This window comes from Gilliamella sp. B14384G10 (assembly GCF_016101685.1).
Classification (GTDB): Bacteria; Pseudomonadota; Gammaproteobacteria; order Enterobacterales; family Orbaceae; genus Gilliamella; species Gilliamella apis_A.
In genome coordinates this window covers 665,029-681,164 of sequence record NZ_JACFQA010000002.1, presented here as the reverse complement: position 1 = coordinate 681,164, position 16,136 = coordinate 665,029, and the positions used below count along the sequence as shown (strand labels likewise).

The following is a 16,136-nucleotide window of genomic DNA, read 5'->3' as shown; positions in this document are numbered from 1 at the left end:
TTTTGCTTGATTAATACATCTAATCAAACAATATGATGAAAAAGTAATAAATACTGACGATTTACAATAAAAGGTAACTAGAGATGAACTTTTCAAAAATGCATGGACTGGGTAATGATTTTATGGTTATTGATGCAGTAACGCAAAATGTTCATCTTTCAAGTGAAATGATCAAACGTATGTCAGATCGATATACAGGAATTGGGTTTGATCAGTTACTTATTGTTGAGCCACCTTATTCTCCTGAAAGTGATTTTCATTACCGTATATTTAATGCTGATGGTTCAGAGGTTGAGCAATGTGGTAACGGTGCTCGTTGCTTTGCTCGTTTTGTACGATTGAAAGGATTGACTAAAAAAAGAGTATTAAAAGTCAGTACTATGAAAGGTAATATTGTTTTGACGGTAAATGATGATGAAACCGTTCGGGTTAATATGGGAACACCAATTTTTGAGCCTAATAAAATTCCTTTCAAAGCCATTAAAGAAGAAAAAACTTATATTATTCGAGCACAAGAACAAACAGTTTTATGTGGTGTCGCTTCTATGGGGAACCCGCATTGTGTAATTCAAGTTGAAGATGTGTTAACCGCTCAAGTATTAACTTTAGGTCCGTTATTAGAGCAACATGAACGCTTTCCTGAAAAAGCGAATATTGGTTTTATGCATATTATTGATAGAGATAATATTAATTTACGTGTTTATGAGAGAGGCGTTGGTGAAACTCAAGCTTGTGGAACAGGAGCTTGTGCGGCTGTTGCTGTTGGCATTAATCAAGGATTATTAAACCAGCGGGTGAATGTTAATCTACCCGGAGGAAAATTAATAATAGATTGGAAAGGTAATCAGTCGCCGCTTTATATGACAGGACCAGCTACGCATGTGTATGATGGTTATATTGCAATTTAATTACGCTAGACTTTATGAATTTTATTAATAGATTACATAAAGACAATGAAATAAATTATGGTCGTAAAAAAAACACAAACATTGAAGTCAAAACCGTCGCAACGAAAAAAATCATTTGTTAAATTAAATGATGAAATGGTTAGCCAATATATTATTGATAACCCAGATTTTTTTATTCGAAATGCGACTCATATTGAGCGTATGCGCGTACCACACCCAGTGAGAGGTATGATATCACTACCTGAATGGCATATGGCAAGGCAACGTAATAAAATCAGTCAACTTGAGTCAGAAATCACGATGCTGATGGAGCACGCAAGTGCTAATGAATTGCTTTTTAATCAGCTAATAAAATTGCAGTTTCAATTAATTAAAGCAAAAGATATAAACGAATTATTAGATTCTTTAAAAGTTTGGGCTAAAGATTTAGGACTTAATGGTGCCTATTTATATTTATTTGATGACAAATGGTTACTTAGTGCACCATCCAACTATCATTACTTAGCTTTAAATTCATCGCAGTTTGATTTTATTCGTGTAAGACATTTACAGTATAGCCAATTTTATTTAGGTTCATTAAATACAACTGAATTAGATTTTCTATTACCTAAACATGGTTACGTTGGCTCTGTGGCTTTATCATTGTTAGGGCAATTTGGCGATCTTGGTTTGTTAATGTTTACGAGTGCAGATCCACAGCATTATCAGACAGGACAAGGTACCTTATTGTTAGAAAAAATCGGTGAAATATTGCCAATTCTTGTTGAAAAATGGATCATGCGCAAAAAGTAAGGAAATATGATGGTTAAAATGAATTCTAATCTTTCTTCTTTTTTAACCGAGCCTGTAGATCATTTTTTAAATTATTTAAAATCTGAAAAACAACTTAGTCTTAATACTCAAATTAACTATCGTCGTCAACTTTATGCGCTTATTGATTTAACTGACGGCTTAGATATTACTAAATGGCAGGACATTGATTCATCTGCTGTGAGGTTACTTATTAGTCGCAGTCGACAAACCGGCTTACAAGCTCGTAGTTTATCATTAAGATTATCTGCATTACGCAGTTTTTTTGATTGGATGGTTAAAAACGATCTGATCTCAGCCAATCCAGCCCGTGGTGTATTAAACCCTAAATTGGGTCAACATCTTCCAAAAAATATTGATATCGATGAGATCAATCAGCTGCTTGATATTGAGTATAGTGATCCGCTTTCTGTACGTGATAGGGCAATGTTGGAGGTGATGTATGGTTCAGGATTACGCCTTTCTGAATTAGTAAGTCTCAATTGTCGGGAATTAAATTTAACTGAAGGTGAAGTCCGGGTAACAGGAAAGGGTAATAAAGAGCGGAAATTGCCTTTAGGCCGAGAGTCAATTAGATGGATTGAGCAATGGTTAACTATGCGAAATGATTTAAAACCGCAAGATGATGCTGTTTTTATCTCTAAACTGGGTAAGCGAATTTCACCACGAAATGTTGAAAAACGCTTTGCACAATGGGGAATAAAACAAGGATTAAGTTCACATATTCATCCGCATAAACTGCGTCATTCATTTGCTACTCATATGCTTGAATCGAGCGGTGATTTACGGGCAGTACAAGAATTATTAGGTCATGCCGATTTATCTACTACTCAAGTTTATACCCATTTGGATTTTTCACATTTATCAGAAGTTTATGATTCGGCTCATCCGAGAGCTAAAAGAGGAAGAAAATAATGCATTTTTATCGTTCAATTAACTGCATTAAAGCAATCACATTCGATCTCGACGACACTTTATATGACAATAGTATGATTGTAGATAAAGCTGAAGAGGAAGTGATAAAAAATTTACAACAATATGAGCCATTACATTATTTGACATTGGATTTGTACTATCAAGAAAAAAAATTGGTGCTCGCTATAAATCCAGAAATATATCATGATGTTATTGATTGGCGAGTTGAGACAATTAAATCGTTATTAAATAAAACCAATATCCCTTCATCTCAATATAGCAAGATTATTGATGAAGCTATTGATTGTTTTAATTTTTGGCGTCATAAAATGGTTGTTCCTAAATCAACGCATATGTTATTAACTAAATTAGCCAATAAGTATCCATTAGGGGTAATTACTAATGGTAATGTTGATATAAATAGAATAGGTTTAGGCGATTATTTTCAATTTTCGCTAAGAGGTGGTCCTGACGGTCGTTCAAAACCATTTCCCGAAATTTTTGCTTTAGCCGCGCAAAAATTGGCTATTCCTAATAATTATATTCTGCACGTTGGTGATAATTTGGAGACAGATGTCAATGGTGCGATTAATAATGGTTTTTTAGCTTGTTGGATTAATATTTTTGGACAGGATATTTATCATCTCTCCGATGCTAGATGTTTACCGCATATTGAAATAACGCAATTGCCAGAATTAGATAATCTGTTATAATTCAGTTCATATATGTATAAAAAGACAGTGAAGTTAAATGTATTTTGCATTTAATACCTGTCTTTATTCTTTTATACCCCTACTTATAATAATTATAAATATAATGAAAAATTTAAAAACATTTACAACATTAATACTAATTAATGGTTGCTATAATTGCGATGGGTTAACACATAATGGAAAATAAACAGTCGTTATTAACCGACTTAAACACAGAACAAAAAAATGCTGTTACAACTGATAGTCAATATACTATTGTTCTTGCTGGTGCGGGAAGTGGTAAAACACGTGTATTAGTTCATAGAATTGCTTGGTTGTGTGTTGAAAAAAATTATTCTCCTAACTCTATTTTTGCAGTCACCTTTACCAATAAAGCAGCTGCTGAAATGCAAGAGCGAATACAAGCTTTAGTCGGTGAAGGATACCTAAATGGTATGTGGGTAGGAACTTTTCATGGTTTAACCCACCGTTTATTGCGTATGTTTTCTCAACAAGCTAAATTACCCGAAAATTTTCAACTTATTGATAGTGAAGATCAGATTCGTCTTATTAAACGAATTTTTCGTGAACTGAAAATTGATGAAAAGCAATGGTCACCAAAAGAGTGTGCTAATTTTATTTCCACACAAAAAGAAAAAGGTCTTAGGGCAGATAATCTAAAACCAGAAGATCCGAAACAAGTAATGTGGCAAACAATTTATCGTGATTATCAAGCAATTTGCGACAGAGTTGGGTATGTTGATTTCTCAGAATTAATTTTGAGAGCATATGAGTTGCTTTGTCGTAATGAAAATGTTTTAAATTATTGTCGCCATCGTTTTTCAAATATATTAATAGATGAATTTCAAGATACTAATAAAATCCAATATTGGCTGGTGAAAAAATTAGCTGGAGACACCGCGAATGTAATGATTGTTGGTGATGATGATCAGTCAATTTATAGTTGGCGTGGAGCTAATGCTGATAATTTACAAATGTTTATCAATGATTATCCAGAAACTGAAATTATTCGCCTAGAGCAAAACTATCGATCGACAGGCATTATTTTAGATACTGCAAATAAATTGATTGCTAACAACCAAAATCGGTTAGGTAAAAATTTATGGACCGACAGTGGTGACGGAGAAAAAATTTCACTATATGTCGGTTTCAACGATATTGATGAAGCAAGGTTTGTTGTAGGACAAATAAAAAAATATCATGACGATGGTCATAATTATGCTAGCTGTGCCATTTTATATCGTAATAATGTGCAATCACGTATTTTTGAAGATACTTTATTACAAGCTGGCGTACCTTACCAAATTTATGGTTCGATAAGATTCTATGAAAGGCAAGAGGTTAAATTAGCTTTAGCCTATCTCCGATTATTGCATGACCATGATAATGATATGGCATTTGAAACTACGGTAAATACTCCAACTCGTGGAATAGGTAATGTCACTTTAGACAAAGTTAGATTATGTGCTAAGCAAAATAATATTTCGTTATGGAATGCATGTTTAATGCTGATCCAAAAAAATGCTTTAACTGAAAGGCAACGTTCAGGTATTAGTCGTTTTTTAGAATTAATGGAATCTATTCATGTCGAAGTTAATGAATTACCATTTTATAAACAACTAGATGCAATTATTAAATTATCTGGCGTATTGCAAATGTATGAACAAGAACCAGGCATCAAAGGACAAGCACGATTGGATAATCTAGAGGAGCTTGTTTCATCTGCAGAGCAATTTTTTAGAGTTAACCAAGATAATGTAATTCAGGACAATGAAACAGGCAAAACCTTAACTGTTTTAGAATCATTTTTAGCATTTACCTCTCTTGAAAGCCGTGACGTAGTAAATCAACAAGATTCGGTGCAATTAATGACTTTACATTCAGCAAAAGGATTAGAATTTGACAATGTTTTTATTGTTGGATTGGAAGAGGGTATTTTTCCGGCACAACGTTCCTCTCAAGAACGAGACAAAATGGAAGAAGAAAGACGCTTAGCTTATGTCGGTATTACCCGAGCACGTAAGTTTTTAACGCTCTCTTTGTCTGAACTAAGGCGGCTTTATGGGCGTGAAGAGCGTAATTTGCCATCACGTTTTTTAGCAGAATTACCAGTTGATAATTTACAAGAAATCAGTTACCGAGCTAATTTAACATCATTTAATAATAATGATGATGATACTTTCACTAAAGATGAGCAATTCTATCAAGATCGTAAAAAGTCATATATTAAGAAGAAAAAAGAAAGTGATGGATACACATTAGGTAGGAAAGTTAAGCATAATCGTTTTGGTGAAGGTACCATTGTTAATTTAGATGGTGAAGGAGAACATAGACGAGTGCAAATTGCTTTTGTTAACGAAGGGGTTAAATGGCTAGTTGTGAAACTGGCAAATCTTACCTTAATGTAAATAATAAAATACTAAACAATCAAAGGATACTAACTTTTAACTTAGTATCCTTTTTTGATCATTATAATTATTGCTCAGATTGCTCTTGCACTGACGAAGCAAATATCTCTTCAAATGGTTGATCAGTTCGATTACATATCCATTGTTCATTAATTAAATCAAAATGATAACCTTGTTTTTGTGTTGCTAACCAAACTTGAAAAAGTGGTTCTTGAGTATTAACAATAATTTTACTATTGTTTGGAAAACTAATGGTAATAACGTTGCCATTAGTTTCATAATCTAAGTCTATATCGTGTTCGTCAGCGTATTTATCTAGATATAATTCGATTTGGTAAAAAAGTTGATCGGTTAAGGCATGGAATTGCGTGATATTCATATTGATGTAATTGAAATTATACAGTTAATAAATTGATATTAACATAAAAAAAAATACTCCGCCACCGCTAGGTGGCAAGAGTAAAAACGAATGAAAATCGAATTAATTGTTTAATGGTAATGAACAGGCAATAACGAGTAATTTATGCTTTTCATCGCCTTTATCTGCTCTCGTCCAACGATTTGGAATATCAATAGTATTTACTAGTTTACCTTCGGCAAAATAGTTCTCGATAAGTTCAATTTTACCTTTAGCAATTTCTTTTTTATCACAATTAGCATAATGATTAACAACTACTGTATGATATGGTGTTTTTACATTATCAATATCTTGAACTAATGCTGGAATGTAATTGGTAACTTCCTTAAAAATTCGAATTTTATCGTTATAAGGATGTAATTTTATGGATTTTTTATCAAGATAGGCATAACCAATGGTGTTATCCTCATCAGTTTTAGATAGAGGCGTAAATTGTTCACCTATTTTAGGATTACTTAGCATTACTTCTACTTCTTTAGCTTGAGCTGCTAATTCATCTTGAGTAAGTGGTTTCTTTTCTTCTGCATGAGTGATAGCTGTAAAAGAAAAGAGCATTAAAAATAAACATAATTTTTTCATTTAAATTTTATCTCCCTCTTTTGAGCTATTTTCAATTGGTTTATCTTGTTGGGGTTGAGATTGCTTTTCTTGAGCTTCTTTTTGTTCTTTTTCTTGTTGTTTTTTCAATTTATAAGCTTTGATCTTTTCTTGGCGCTCTTTATCCATTTTGTCGTCAAGTGGTTTCATATCTGGACGATCTTTATAAAGAATGTCTTTCTTTATATCACCTTGGATGGAACAAAGCACACGGTTTTGATTATCAGTAAAGGCTTCTAGATAAAGTGATTTTTCAATGGTACCAAGTTTTGGTACAACACCATCAATTGAGTAGGGATTATCTTGCCATACCGGTGATTTTGCATTGCGATCATAGATTTTGGCATTGGCAATATAAACAGCGTTATTATATTTTAACCATTTTAAATTATTAAGTGTATTAGTAATTTCTTCTTGGCTATTATCAAAAATAAAGCCCCAATAGTAATATTGTCCAGATAAATTGGTTGGAATATAGATGTTTTGATACCCAGTTATTGTTAATCCGTGGTATTTAAGAGGTTTTTTGAAATTAACTTTATCTTTGTTTTGTTGATAAATTGATTCTACAGGAATATAAGTAACATTATCTGTTGTTGTTAAATCAACATATTCGCTGAATAATTTTTTATTTTCAGCCAATTGTTTAAAAAATTGGTTATCACAAGCGAGAAAACTATCTACTATCTTATCTGTAATGCTTACACTATCGTTCTGCGCAAAAGCCATGCAAGAAACGAGAGAAGAACAAGCAAGCACAGTAAGTTTTTTTATTATCATAGAGCGGTTCCTTTCACCAAAATCACGCTAATTGTTTGTAATAGTATTGTAAAGTAATGTAAATATTTATGTCAATCTAATTGAAATCATTTTGGATCAAAATTAGTAAATCACCGTTTTTAAAAGAGATTTGTACTTTATCATCGATAGCTTTGTTACGCAAACTAATGTAGCCGCCAAGAACTAATGTTTGGTCAGTTAAAGGATATTCAAAGCCTGTTATAGTCAAATTAGTTACTGTAGACAATGGCATTAACGAAACAATATGATTTTTCACGTGGTGGATAATCTGATGATGATCAGAGAAGAAAAAATGGCAATAATTGTCATAAAACATCATTTTGAACTGATGATAGTATTGCATTGCTATAGATAAGTTACCTAAGAAATGATCACTGGCTCCTCCTGATGCACCATATATTGTAAATGATGTAACACCTTTACTATTCAAAAATAATAATGCTTTTTCAAAATCAGGTTTAGATTGATCTGGCGTATGAATAATTTGTGTTTTTGACGGAATTGCCCTAGTTGAGTCTATGCTATCTAAATCACCGATAATAAAATCAGGTTCAATGGCTGATGTAAATAAATAGCTATGATAGGCTCCATCAGTACAGGCAATATAAGTATAATCTTTTATATTACTGGGAATATCTTTTGGTGGTTCACCATTGACAAATAGTAGTGCTGTTTTTTTTTGCATGATTATTCCCATTAAATTAATTTATAGCGTTAATGTGTAAGCCATAATAATTGCATCTTCTTGATGACCATTAACTGTTGGATAATAATTTTTTCTCACTGTTATTTGGTTAAAGCCAATTGAATGATATAACTCAATTGCTGGCGTGTTAGATTTTCTAACTTCCAACCATAAAGTTGAAATAGCCTGCGGTGAGCTAATGGCTATTAAGTTATCAATTAAATGATTTAATAATGCTTTAGCTAATCCCTGTTGTCTGTATGCAGGATGTATAGCAATATTAAATAAAGTTGCTTCGTCGGCAACTTGTTGGCAAATACAAAAGCCGACTAGCTTATTACCAACAGTTATTTTAAGATTGATATAACGTTCCCCTTGATTTGAAAAAAAAGTTTCTTTGGACCAAGGGATAGGGTGGCATATGAGTTCTAACTCATATGCTTCCGTTAAATCATGTTCATTCAGGATGGAAATTGTTTTCATATTCACATAACTGCTGCCAAAGTTTACGTTTTTGGTGTGGATCTTTAGCTAGCGAATCTAAATCACAGGTATTAATGGTTAAACTATTTTGCCATGGTTCATTGCTAAGCACATCTATAAACCATGTCACTATTTTTACTTCATCCGCCGAAATAATTAATTGCGAAGGGGTAAGAAATAACACTTGTTCTTCTGTTAAACGGATGGCTTTTAAAATATCGTAATATATTTTTTGTGTTGGTTTTTGTTTAGCAACAACAATTAAACGAATTTTATCGTCTATATGAGTCGCAAGTTCACCCTGAAAAACGGTTGAATTGCGTAAAACATATTGAGTAATATTACACTGTTTAAGATACCAATCAGTTTGTGTCATTATCAGATTACGGTTTTACTAGGGATTAAAGGAAGTTAATTGTATAATCTTCGCTTCAATTTATAAAGGTTTTTCATTGAGGCATTATGGCAACATCTGTTTTTACTCCAGCTAGCCAAGTACTTGAACGTCATCAGTCATTTTTTGATGATAAAAATATCCTTATTGCTGGTGATATTCAAGATAATTATCCTGCGGTTATTTCAGCCAATATAGTTAAGATTCATTGTTCCCAATATCATACTTTTTTAAGCTTTAAAAATAGTAAACGAGCCAATAGTACTATATTTTCGCTCTATCCTGATACATCTTTTTATACTGATATAAATACACTCATTTATTATTGGCCTAAAACCAAGAGTGAAGCACAATTTCAGTTATCCTATTTATTGAACAATATGCCTAAAGATAGTGATATTTTTATCATTGGTGAAAATCGTTCAGGGGTAAAAAGTGTGGAAGGGCTGTTAAGTGACTTTGGTTCTATCCAAAAAATAGATAGTGCAAGACGATGTGGTTTATATCATTTTCGAGCTGATAGTCGTTTGGCTTTTGAAGTAAAAGACTGGTGGTTGAGTTATCACTTAACGATTGAAAAACAGGATATCGAAATTAAAAGCTTACCAGGCGTCTTCAGCCAAAAAGCCTTAGATGCAGGAAGTGAGCTGTTATTAAATGCACTTATGGATCATAGTGATATTATCAAAGGAAATATTCTTGATGTTGGTTGTGGCTCGGGCATATTATCAACAGTCATAAGTAAACTAAATCAAGATATAAGCTTAACATTAACTGATGTAAGTAGTGCTGCATTAGAATCAAGTAAAGCGACTTTAGCTGCTAATAACATTGTGGCAAGTGTTATTGCTAGTGATGTGTTTTCAGATATAAGCGATAAATATCATTTAATCATCTCTAATCCACCTTTTCACGATGGCAAAGAAACAAGTTATACCGCAGTTAACAAGTTGATTAAGGAAGCAAAAAAACACTTAAAACTAAATGGCTATCTTTGTATTGTGGCAAATTCATTTTTACCATATCAATCGATCTTGGATGAAACATTTAAAAGTGTTGAAATTATTGCTCAAACGACTAAATTTAAGGTTTATTTAGCCAGTCATTAACACTTAAATCAGTATCATTAAATGGTCATGCGTGAATTTATTCAATTAAATCACGCGTGAAAACTGTTGTTGTCGTACCAATCGACGCATATAAATATCAAAGCACATGCAAATATTGCGAATTAGAAGCTGGCCTTTAGGTCGAACATTAATGCTATCTTGATTAACGACAACCAATCCATCTTGTTCTAGTGGTGCAAGCAGTTTTAAATCTTCAGCAAAATAGTCATCAAATTGGATATGGTAATATTGTTCAATCTGCTTTTTATCAAGCTGGAAATGGCAAATAAGTTGTTTAATAACATCTCGACGTATTTTATCATCACGATTTAAGGTAAATCCTTTCCATAAACCATGTCCTTTTTGTTCAACTTGATTTTGATAACTTTTTAAGTCTTTTTGGTTTTGGGCATAGCTGTCTCCCAACATACTTATTGCTGATACACCGAGACCAAGTAAGTCAGCATCCCCTTTAGTGGTATAACCTTGAAAGTTGCGATGTAACTTGTTCTGTTGTTGTGCGATAGCTAACTCATCAGTTGGTTTTGCAAAATGATCCATACCTATAAATTGGTAACCAGCAAGAGTCAATTTTTCAATACTGGTTTGTAAGATTTTCAATTTTTGACTTGCATTAGGTAAATCATTATCTTTGATCTTACGCTGTGCAGCAAATCGGCTAGGTAAATGTGCGTAATTAAAAACACTTAATCTATCTGGCGAAATATCAATCACTTTATTTAATGTTTCCGTGAAACTTTCAACAGTTTGCTTAGGTAATCCATAAATTAAATCTAGACTAATAGAACGAAAGTTATTTTTTCTTGCTTGGATAATTAGTGAACGGATCAAGTTTTCATCTTGCTCACGATTAATTAAATTTTGAATTTCATGATTGAAATCTTGGATCCCCATACTTAACCGATTAAAGCCAACATTAGCTAGATGATCAATCGTTTGTGGACTTATTTCTCTTGGATCTATTTCAATGGATAGTTCGGCATTTTGAGCAAAGTTAAAGTGTTTTTTTATTGAAGAGAGCAAGCGGCTAATTTCAGCATCAGTTAAAAAAGTAGGAGTTCCTCCTCCCCAATGCATTTGTGTCACAGTCCGGTTTTTAAATAATTCGGACTGTTTAGCAATCTCGATATCTAATACATCAAGATATTTAGTGACTTTATGGGTTTGTCGTGTAATCAGTTTGTTACAACCACAAAAATAACAAAGTTTATGGCAAAACGGAATATGTATATAAAGCGATAATGGTCGTTCAGGATAAAGGTTGGTCGCTAAAATGAAATCTTGTTCAGTAAACTGTTCGTTAAATTCAAGTGCTGTTGGATAAGAGGTATATCTTGGACCTGAATAATTATATTTTTCAATTAACGCTTGATCCCATAATAGGGGTTGAATCACATTTTTATTTAGTCCTGCGTTTGACATTGTCATTTCCATAACGTTTTGCTGTATTACGTTGTTTTGCTCTTATTTGTGTTTTTAATTTAATGTAATTTGTTTTTTTTAAATATAATAAAGTGCAAATAAATAATCCTAAATATAAACATAGCATAATCAATAGTGGCATGGTATACGACTCTTTATCGTGATTATTTTGTATATAAGATTATTGATGTTTTTAACACATATTTAATTAAAACTAAATTAATTACGTTTCAGTAGACTGACGATATCTTCTTTTATTTCTTCTTGTTCATCCTCGAAATCTTCATCTTCATAACCTAATAGTTGCATAAGTTTGTCTATACGATTTAGTTTATTATCAAGATAAGTCTGTTGTTCGTCAGTTAAGGTTTTACCTTGTTCAACCAAATCTAGTAATTGATCCAATTTAGTATCATTTTCAAGTTGTTCTAATTCTTGTTGTGGTGTTAATTTAGCTTTAGTTATTTTGGACTGATTAATTTTATCTACCTTTCTAATAGATGAATTATCATCTACTACCAATGAAATTGGTTTTTTACTGCCAATACGAGGATCTTTTATTGCTTTAGTTGTTTTGTTACTTTGATTGTTATCTTGACCATTGAAACGTGAACCACTAGGTAAACCTTTATGCTTACGTTTGCGCTTTAACTCACGAGATTCTTCATTAATCTCTTGGCGGGTTTTTTTAGGTTTTTGTTTTGATTTATTTTTTAACATACAATCTCAATTTAATATCTGATTATTAACTGACTAAATGTATTTTACCAGTAAGTCATCAATATAGCTATGAGCATGAGATAATACCAATTTATGATTGTAAAAAAATAGATTTAGTATAATCTGAGCCAAATTATTTATATCAGCTAGCAATAGAGAATAAAATATGACAAATCATTTGAGCCCTTACATGCAATTTACCCGACAAGAATGGGCGAGCTTGCGTAATGCGGTACCAATGACTTTAACGCCAGAAGAATTGACTTCATTACAAGGTATTAATGAAGATTTATCCATGGATGAGGTAAGTGAAATTTACTTGCCTTTATCTCGATTACTCAATTATTATATAAGCAACAGTTTTAGCCGTCAGGCAGTGTTATCAAAATTTTTAGGAAAAAGTCAAAAAATACCTTATATTATTGGTATTGCAGGTAGTGTAGCTGTTGGTAAAAGCACTACCGCCCGTGTCCTACAGGCATTGTTGACTCGTTGGCCAGAGCATCGGAAAGTTGCATTGGTGACAACTGATGGTTTTTTATATCCTAATCGTTATCTTGAAGAACGTGGTATCATGAATAAAAAGGGGTTTCCACAATCCTATGATATCAAGAAATTACTTAATTTTGTTGCTGATGTAAAGTCAGGACAAGCAGAAGTTAAGGCGCCCGTTTATTCTCATTTAGTCTACGATATTGTTGAAGATGAACATATTATTGTTGATAGTCCTGATATTTTAATTCTTGAAGGATTAAATGTTTTACAAGGCAGCATAAACTATACTCAAGCTAATAATCGTGTATTTGTTTCTGATTATGTCGATTTTTCGATCTATGTCGACGCACAATTACCGCTATTACACGATTGGTATGTTAATCGTTTTTTAAAATTTAGAGCTGGGGCATTTAGCGATCCTAACTCTTACTTTAACCATTATTCAAAGCTTCCAGAGGAAGAGGCCGTGAATATTGCTAACCGCCTTTGGCGAGATATCAATGAATTAAATTTGATTGAAAATATCCTACCAACACGGGAACGAGCAAGTTTAATTTTAACCAAAGGTAAAGATCATAAAGTAGATTGTGTTCAATTAAGAAAATAAACTTAAGGGGAGTCAATATGAAATCAGCAATAAGGTTATTAAGTAAGTTAAGCATTATCACTTTAGTTACTGCATTTTCGGTAAATAGTTATGCATCAAGTAATGACGAAAACCAAGGATTAAATTGCGATGCTAAAAAGCAAGCAATTGAAACAAAAATTGAACAAGCTAAAAAAGCAAATAATAGTAATGAAGTGACTGGTCTTGAAAAAGCGTTGCAAGAAGTTAATACCAATTGTACTGATGAAACTTTAGAACAAAAATATAAAAGATTAATAGTTGAAAAAACTAAAGATGTTACAGATAAAACCAAAGAATTAGCTGAAAAAACTAAAGAGTATGCAAAAGACAAGGTTAATGCCCATCAAGATACAATCGATGCATTAAAAGCGAAATTAAATGATGCCGAAAAAGAATTAGCTGATGCTAAAGAGAAGCTTGCTGATTATTACAAACAATTGACCAGCAAATAAATTATATTCGGCTTAAAAAGTGCTTTCCTCACATTTTTTTACTAAGTTATAACTAAATAAAGCACCATTGATCTAGTATTAATGGTGCTTTTTATTAATACACTCAACTTTGCTTAAACTGGACTTTTTTATTTAAAAAGAGTATGGTGTGCGCCTGATTACGTGGTTCGTGAACCTCCCACGCTAAAAAACTAAGGGAAAAAATGAGTAATATAACACTACTAGGCGATCAATCCGTTCGCTATCCTACTGACTATTGTCCAGAAATCTTAGAAACATTCGATAATAAACATCCAGGCAACGATTATTTTGTAAAATTTAATTGTCCCGAATTTACCAGTCTTTGTCCAATAACTGGGCAACCTGATTTTGCTACTATTTATATTTCGTACGTGCCAAATATTAAAATGGTAGAAAGTAAATCACTCAAGCTTTACTTATTCAGCTTCCGCAATCATGGTGATTATCATGAAGATTGTATTAATATCATCATGAAAGATCTGATTAAATTGATGGATCCAAAATATATAGAAGTGTGGGGAAAATTTACCCCCCGAGGTGGAATATCTATTGATCCTTATGCTAATTATGGTAAAGCAGGTACTGATTGGCAACAAATAGCCGTGAATCGCTTAGCTAATCATGACCTTTATCCTGAAAAAATCGATAATCGTTAATCTTTTTACAGGAATAGTTAAAAATGCAAAATCGTAAAGCACTTGTTATCTTTTCTGGTGGCCAAGATTCTACCACATGTTTATTGCAAGCTATTGCTAATTATGGTCGTGAAAATGTCGAAACCATTAGTTTTCAATATGGCCAACGTCATGCAATTGAACTGGAAAAAGCTAAATGGATTGCTGAAGATCTTGGTGTCAAACAAACCGTTATTGATACGTCGGTGATTAAACAGACAACCAATAATGCTTTAATTGATGACTCTCAAGAAATTACTGCCACTAAGGAAACTGATTATCCTAATACATTTGTTGATGGTCGTAATATGCTGTTTTTACTTCTAGCTGGATGTTATGCCAAACAACAAGATATTTGCGATATTATTATCGGAGTTTGTGAAACTGATTTTAGTGGTTATCCTGATTGTCGAGATATCTTTATTAAATCAATGAATGTATCGATGAATTTGGCTATGGACTATAACTTTAATCTCATTACACCATTGATGTATCTTACTAAAGCTCAAACGTGGGAAATGGCCGATAAGCTTGGTTATTTGGATTATGTCCGAAAATATACCCATACTTGTTATTATGGCGTTGATGGTGGTTGTGGTAAATGTCCTAGCTGTATTCTTCGAGATAATGGTTTAACCGATTACCTTAGTCATTCAAATTAATTGTAACACTGGGTTCGCTTACCCCATTAAAAAAGGAAAAACTTATGTATCTGAACACTAATTCAGAACAAACTAAACCATTTACTCATGTAGAACAGATGAAAGCACTTGGATGGCTTTCGTTCTTTCATATTTTAGTTATTGCTTCAAGCAATTATTTAGTACAAATCCCATTTGATATTTTTGGTTTTCATACTACTTGGGGCGCTTTTACTTTCCCATTTATCTTTCTTTCTACGGATTTAACTATTCGGGTCTTTGGCGCTAGTCTAGCCAGAAAAATAATTTTTGTAGTAATGATACCTGCTTTGCTACTTTCTTACGGGGTTTCAGTGTTATTTTTTGATACTCATTGGATGGGATTGGCTGCTTTATCTGAATTTAATAGCTTTGTTTTCCGGATTGCGTTAGCTAGCTTTGCCGCTTATTTAGTTGGACAGTTAATGGATATTACCGTATTTAATTATTTAAGAAAAAACAGAGCATGGTGGGTGGCACCTTCTGCTTCGGCAATATTAGGGAATGGTATTGATACTATTGTCTTTTTTGCTATAGCTTTTTATAAAACTAATGACGAATTTATGGCAGCGCATTGGGGTGAAATTGCCACTATTGATTATAGCTTTAAAATAATCATCTGTGGTTTATTCTTTTTACCATTATACGGAATTATTTTAAATTTTATCTTAAACAAATTAGTTATCAAATCCCAGTAACTTGACTTTAAGTTTACCTATGGTTCATTATTTATCTGGCAGTTAAGGTTTATTGGCAATATAATAAATTCCAACTGCCAATTT

19 protein-coding genes and 1 riboswitch are annotated in these 16,136 nt (G+C 32.6%); of the genes, 11 read left to right on the top strand and 8 right to left on the bottom strand.

The window, feature by feature from the left end; all coding sequences use genetic code 11:
- The first annotated feature begins 83 nt into the window (after positions 1-83).
- The 5 genes from dapF (at position 84) to uvrD (ending at position 5,754) form a co-directional block, all read left to right on the top strand.
- On the top strand, positions 84-908 hold the full coding sequence (gene dapF, locus H3T54_RS07380) for a diaminopimelate epimerase (protein ID WP_065650897.1): 825 nt from the start codon (positions 84-86) through the stop codon (positions 906-908).
- An 81-nt stretch (positions 909-989) separates the two neighbouring features.
- The gene (locus H3T54_RS07375; RefSeq protein ID WP_370527365.1) at positions 990-1,700 is read left to right on the top strand and encodes a DUF484 family protein; all 711 of its coding nucleotides are present in this window, start codon (positions 990-992) and stop codon (positions 1,698-1,700) included.
- An 18-nt stretch (positions 1,701-1,718) separates the two neighbouring features.
- Positions 1,719-2,633, top strand: a complete 915-nt coding sequence (gene xerC / locus H3T54_RS07370) for a tyrosine recombinase XerC (protein ID WP_110448389.1) — start codon at positions 1,719-1,721, stop codon at positions 2,631-2,633.
- A complete protein-coding gene (gene yigB / locus H3T54_RS07365; protein WP_110448235.1) occupies positions 2,633-3,346 on the top strand; it encodes a 5-amino-6-(5-phospho-D-ribitylamino)uracil phosphatase YigB in 714 nt (237 codons plus the stop codon). The genes xerC and yigB overlap by 1 nt, the downstream gene beginning before the upstream one ends.
- 176 nt (positions 3,347-3,522) lie before the next feature.
- Complete coding sequence (gene uvrD / locus H3T54_RS07360; RefSeq protein WP_110448234.1) at positions 3,523-5,754, top strand: DNA helicase II; 2,232 nt, start codon at positions 3,523-3,525, stop codon at positions 5,752-5,754.
- A 67-nt stretch (positions 5,755-5,821) separates the two neighbouring features.
- Here uvrD and cyaY read toward each other — a convergent pair whose 3' ends face one another.
- The 6 genes from cyaY to H3T54_RS07330 form a co-directional block, all read right to left on the bottom strand.
- Positions 5,822-6,133, bottom strand: coding sequence for an iron donor protein CyaY (gene cyaY / locus H3T54_RS07355; RefSeq protein ID WP_198199271.1), 312 nt, complete (start codon positions 6,131-6,133; stop codon positions 5,822-5,824).
- A gap of 102 nt (positions 6,134-6,235) precedes the next feature.
- Positions 6,236-6,751 carry a surface-adhesin E family protein gene (locus H3T54_RS07350; RefSeq protein WP_110448233.1) on the bottom strand — a complete coding sequence of 172 codons (516 nt, stop codon included), beginning with the start codon at positions 6,749-6,751 and terminating at the stop codon, positions 6,236-6,238.
- A complete protein-coding gene (locus H3T54_RS07345; protein ID WP_198221781.1) occupies positions 6,752-7,549 on the bottom strand; it encodes a hypothetical protein in 798 nt (265 codons plus the stop codon). It lies immediately after the preceding gene.
- A gap of 76 nt (positions 7,550-7,625) precedes the next feature.
- Positions 7,626-8,255: a thiamine diphosphokinase gene (locus tag H3T54_RS07340; RefSeq protein ID WP_198221779.1), complete on the bottom strand. Its 630-nt coding sequence runs from the start codon at positions 8,253-8,255 to the stop codon at positions 7,626-7,628.
- A gap of 21 nt (positions 8,256-8,276) precedes the next feature.
- Complete coding sequence (rimI, locus tag H3T54_RS07335) at positions 8,277-8,738, bottom strand: ribosomal protein S18-alanine N-acetyltransferase (RefSeq protein WP_110448230.1); 462 nt, start codon at positions 8,736-8,738, stop codon at positions 8,277-8,279.
- Positions 8,713-9,114, bottom strand: coding sequence for a DNA polymerase III subunit psi (locus tag H3T54_RS07330; RefSeq protein WP_110448229.1), 402 nt, complete (start codon positions 9,112-9,114; stop codon positions 8,713-8,715). Before H3T54_RS07330 ends, rimI begins: the two co-directional genes overlap by 26 nt.
- Positions 9,115-9,200: 86 nt before the next feature.
- Here H3T54_RS07330 and rsmC point away from each other — a divergent pair, with 86 nt between their 5' ends.
- Positions 9,201-10,241 carry a 16S rRNA (guanine(1207)-N(2))-methyltransferase RsmC gene (gene rsmC / locus H3T54_RS07325; protein WP_110448228.1) on the top strand — a complete coding sequence of 347 codons (1,041 nt, stop codon included), beginning with the start codon at positions 9,201-9,203 and terminating at the stop codon, positions 10,239-10,241.
- 45 nt (positions 10,242-10,286) lie between these two features.
- On the opposite strand, the gene hemN is transcribed toward rsmC, so the two are convergent.
- Positions 10,287-11,684: an oxygen-independent coproporphyrinogen III oxidase gene (gene hemN / locus H3T54_RS07320; RefSeq protein WP_110448227.1), complete on the bottom strand. Its 1,398-nt coding sequence runs from the start codon at positions 11,682-11,684 to the stop codon at positions 10,287-10,289.
- Between the two features lie 219 nt (positions 11,685-11,903).
- Positions 11,904-12,404 carry a Der GTPase-activating protein YihI gene (yihI, locus tag H3T54_RS07315; protein ID WP_198221777.1) on the bottom strand — a complete coding sequence of 167 codons (501 nt, stop codon included), beginning with the start codon at positions 12,402-12,404 and terminating at the stop codon, positions 11,904-11,906.
- Between the two features lie 166 nt (positions 12,405-12,570).
- On the opposite strand from yihI, the gene coaA reads away from it, so the two are divergent.
- The 5 genes from coaA (at position 12,571) to H3T54_RS07290 (ending at position 16,052) form a co-directional block, all read left to right on the top strand.
- Positions 12,571-13,506: a type I pantothenate kinase gene (gene coaA, locus H3T54_RS07310; RefSeq protein WP_086357041.1), complete on the top strand. Its 936-nt coding sequence runs from the start codon at positions 12,571-12,573 to the stop codon at positions 13,504-13,506.
- A gap of 17 nt (positions 13,507-13,523) precedes the next feature.
- Positions 13,524-13,979, top strand: a complete 456-nt coding sequence (locus H3T54_RS07305; RefSeq protein ID WP_110448225.1) for a DUF1090 domain-containing protein — start codon at positions 13,524-13,526, stop codon at positions 13,977-13,979.
- 156 nt (positions 13,980-14,135) lie between these two features.
- Positions 14,136-14,180: riboswitch (PreQ1 riboswitch) on the top strand.
- A gap of 2 nt (positions 14,181-14,182) precedes the next feature.
- Entirely contained in the window at positions 14,183-14,656 is a 474-nt protein-coding gene (gene queF, locus H3T54_RS07300) for a preQ(1) synthase (protein WP_086363504.1), read from the top strand.
- A gap of 23 nt (positions 14,657-14,679) precedes the next feature.
- Complete coding sequence (gene queC / locus H3T54_RS07295) at positions 14,680-15,336, top strand: 7-cyano-7-deazaguanine synthase QueC (RefSeq protein ID WP_198221775.1); 657 nt, start codon at positions 14,680-14,682, stop codon at positions 15,334-15,336.
- Positions 15,337-15,380: 44 nt separating this feature from the next.
- Positions 15,381-16,052 carry a 7-cyano-7-deazaguanine/7-aminomethyl-7-deazaguanine transporter gene (locus H3T54_RS07290; RefSeq protein WP_110448223.1) on the top strand — a complete coding sequence of 224 codons (672 nt, stop codon included), beginning with the start codon at positions 15,381-15,383 and terminating at the stop codon, positions 16,050-16,052.
- Positions 16,053-16,136: the final 84 nt, after the last annotated feature.

What these genes read in the sequence shown, in the direction of transcription:
- dapF (WP_065650897.1), top strand. Translation starts at nt 84, where the DNA reads ATGAACTTTTCAAAAATGCATGGACTGGGTAATGATTTTATGGTTATT.
- xerC (WP_110448389.1), top strand. Translation starts at nt 1,719, where the DNA reads ATGAATTCTAATCTTTCTTCTTTTTTAACCGAGCCTGTAGATCATTTT.
- yigB (WP_110448235.1), top strand. Translation starts at nt 2,633, where the DNA reads ATGCATTTTTATCGTTCAATTAACTGCATTAAAGCAATCACATTCGAT.
- uvrD (WP_110448234.1), top strand. Translation starts at nt 3,523, where the DNA reads ATGGAAAATAAACAGTCGTTATTAACCGACTTAAACACAGAACAAAAA.
- cyaY (WP_198199271.1), bottom strand. Translation starts at nt 6,133, where the DNA reads ATGAATATCACGCAATTCCATGCCTTAACCGATCAACTTTTTTACCAA.
- H3T54_RS07350 (WP_110448233.1), bottom strand. Translation starts at nt 6,751, where the DNA reads ATGAAAAAATTATGTTTATTTTTAATGCTCTTTTCTTTTACAGCTATC.
- H3T54_RS07345 (WP_198221781.1), bottom strand. Translation starts at nt 7,549, where the DNA reads ATGATAATAAAAAAACTTACTGTGCTTGCTTGTTCTTCTCTCGTTTCT.
- H3T54_RS07340 (WP_198221779.1), bottom strand. Translation starts at nt 8,255, where the DNA reads ATGCAAAAAAAAACAGCACTACTATTTGTCAATGGTGAACCACCAAAA.
- rimI (WP_110448230.1), bottom strand. Translation starts at nt 8,738, where the DNA reads ATGAAAACAATTTCCATCCTGAATGAACATGATTTAACGGAAGCATAT.
- H3T54_RS07330 (WP_110448229.1), bottom strand. Translation starts at nt 9,114, where the DNA reads ATGACACAAACTGATTGGTATCTTAAACAGTGTAATATTACTCAATAT.
- rsmC (WP_110448228.1), top strand. Translation starts at nt 9,201, where the DNA reads ATGGCAACATCTGTTTTTACTCCAGCTAGCCAAGTACTTGAACGTCAT.
- hemN (WP_110448227.1), bottom strand. Translation starts at nt 11,684, where the DNA reads ATGTCAAACGCAGGACTAAATAAAAATGTGATTCAACCCCTATTATGG.
- yihI (WP_198221777.1), bottom strand. Translation starts at nt 12,404, where the DNA reads ATGTTAAAAAATAAATCAAAACAAAAACCTAAAAAAACCCGCCAAGAG.
- coaA (WP_086357041.1), top strand. Translation starts at nt 12,571, where the DNA reads ATGACAAATCATTTGAGCCCTTACATGCAATTTACCCGACAAGAATGG.
- H3T54_RS07305 (WP_110448225.1), top strand. Translation starts at nt 13,524, where the DNA reads ATGAAATCAGCAATAAGGTTATTAAGTAAGTTAAGCATTATCACTTTA.
- queF (WP_086363504.1), top strand. Translation starts at nt 14,183, where the DNA reads ATGAGTAATATAACACTACTAGGCGATCAATCCGTTCGCTATCCTACT.
- queC (WP_198221775.1), top strand. Translation starts at nt 14,680, where the DNA reads ATGCAAAATCGTAAAGCACTTGTTATCTTTTCTGGTGGCCAAGATTCT.
- H3T54_RS07290 (WP_110448223.1), top strand. Translation starts at nt 15,381, where the DNA reads ATGTATCTGAACACTAATTCAGAACAAACTAAACCATTTACTCATGTA.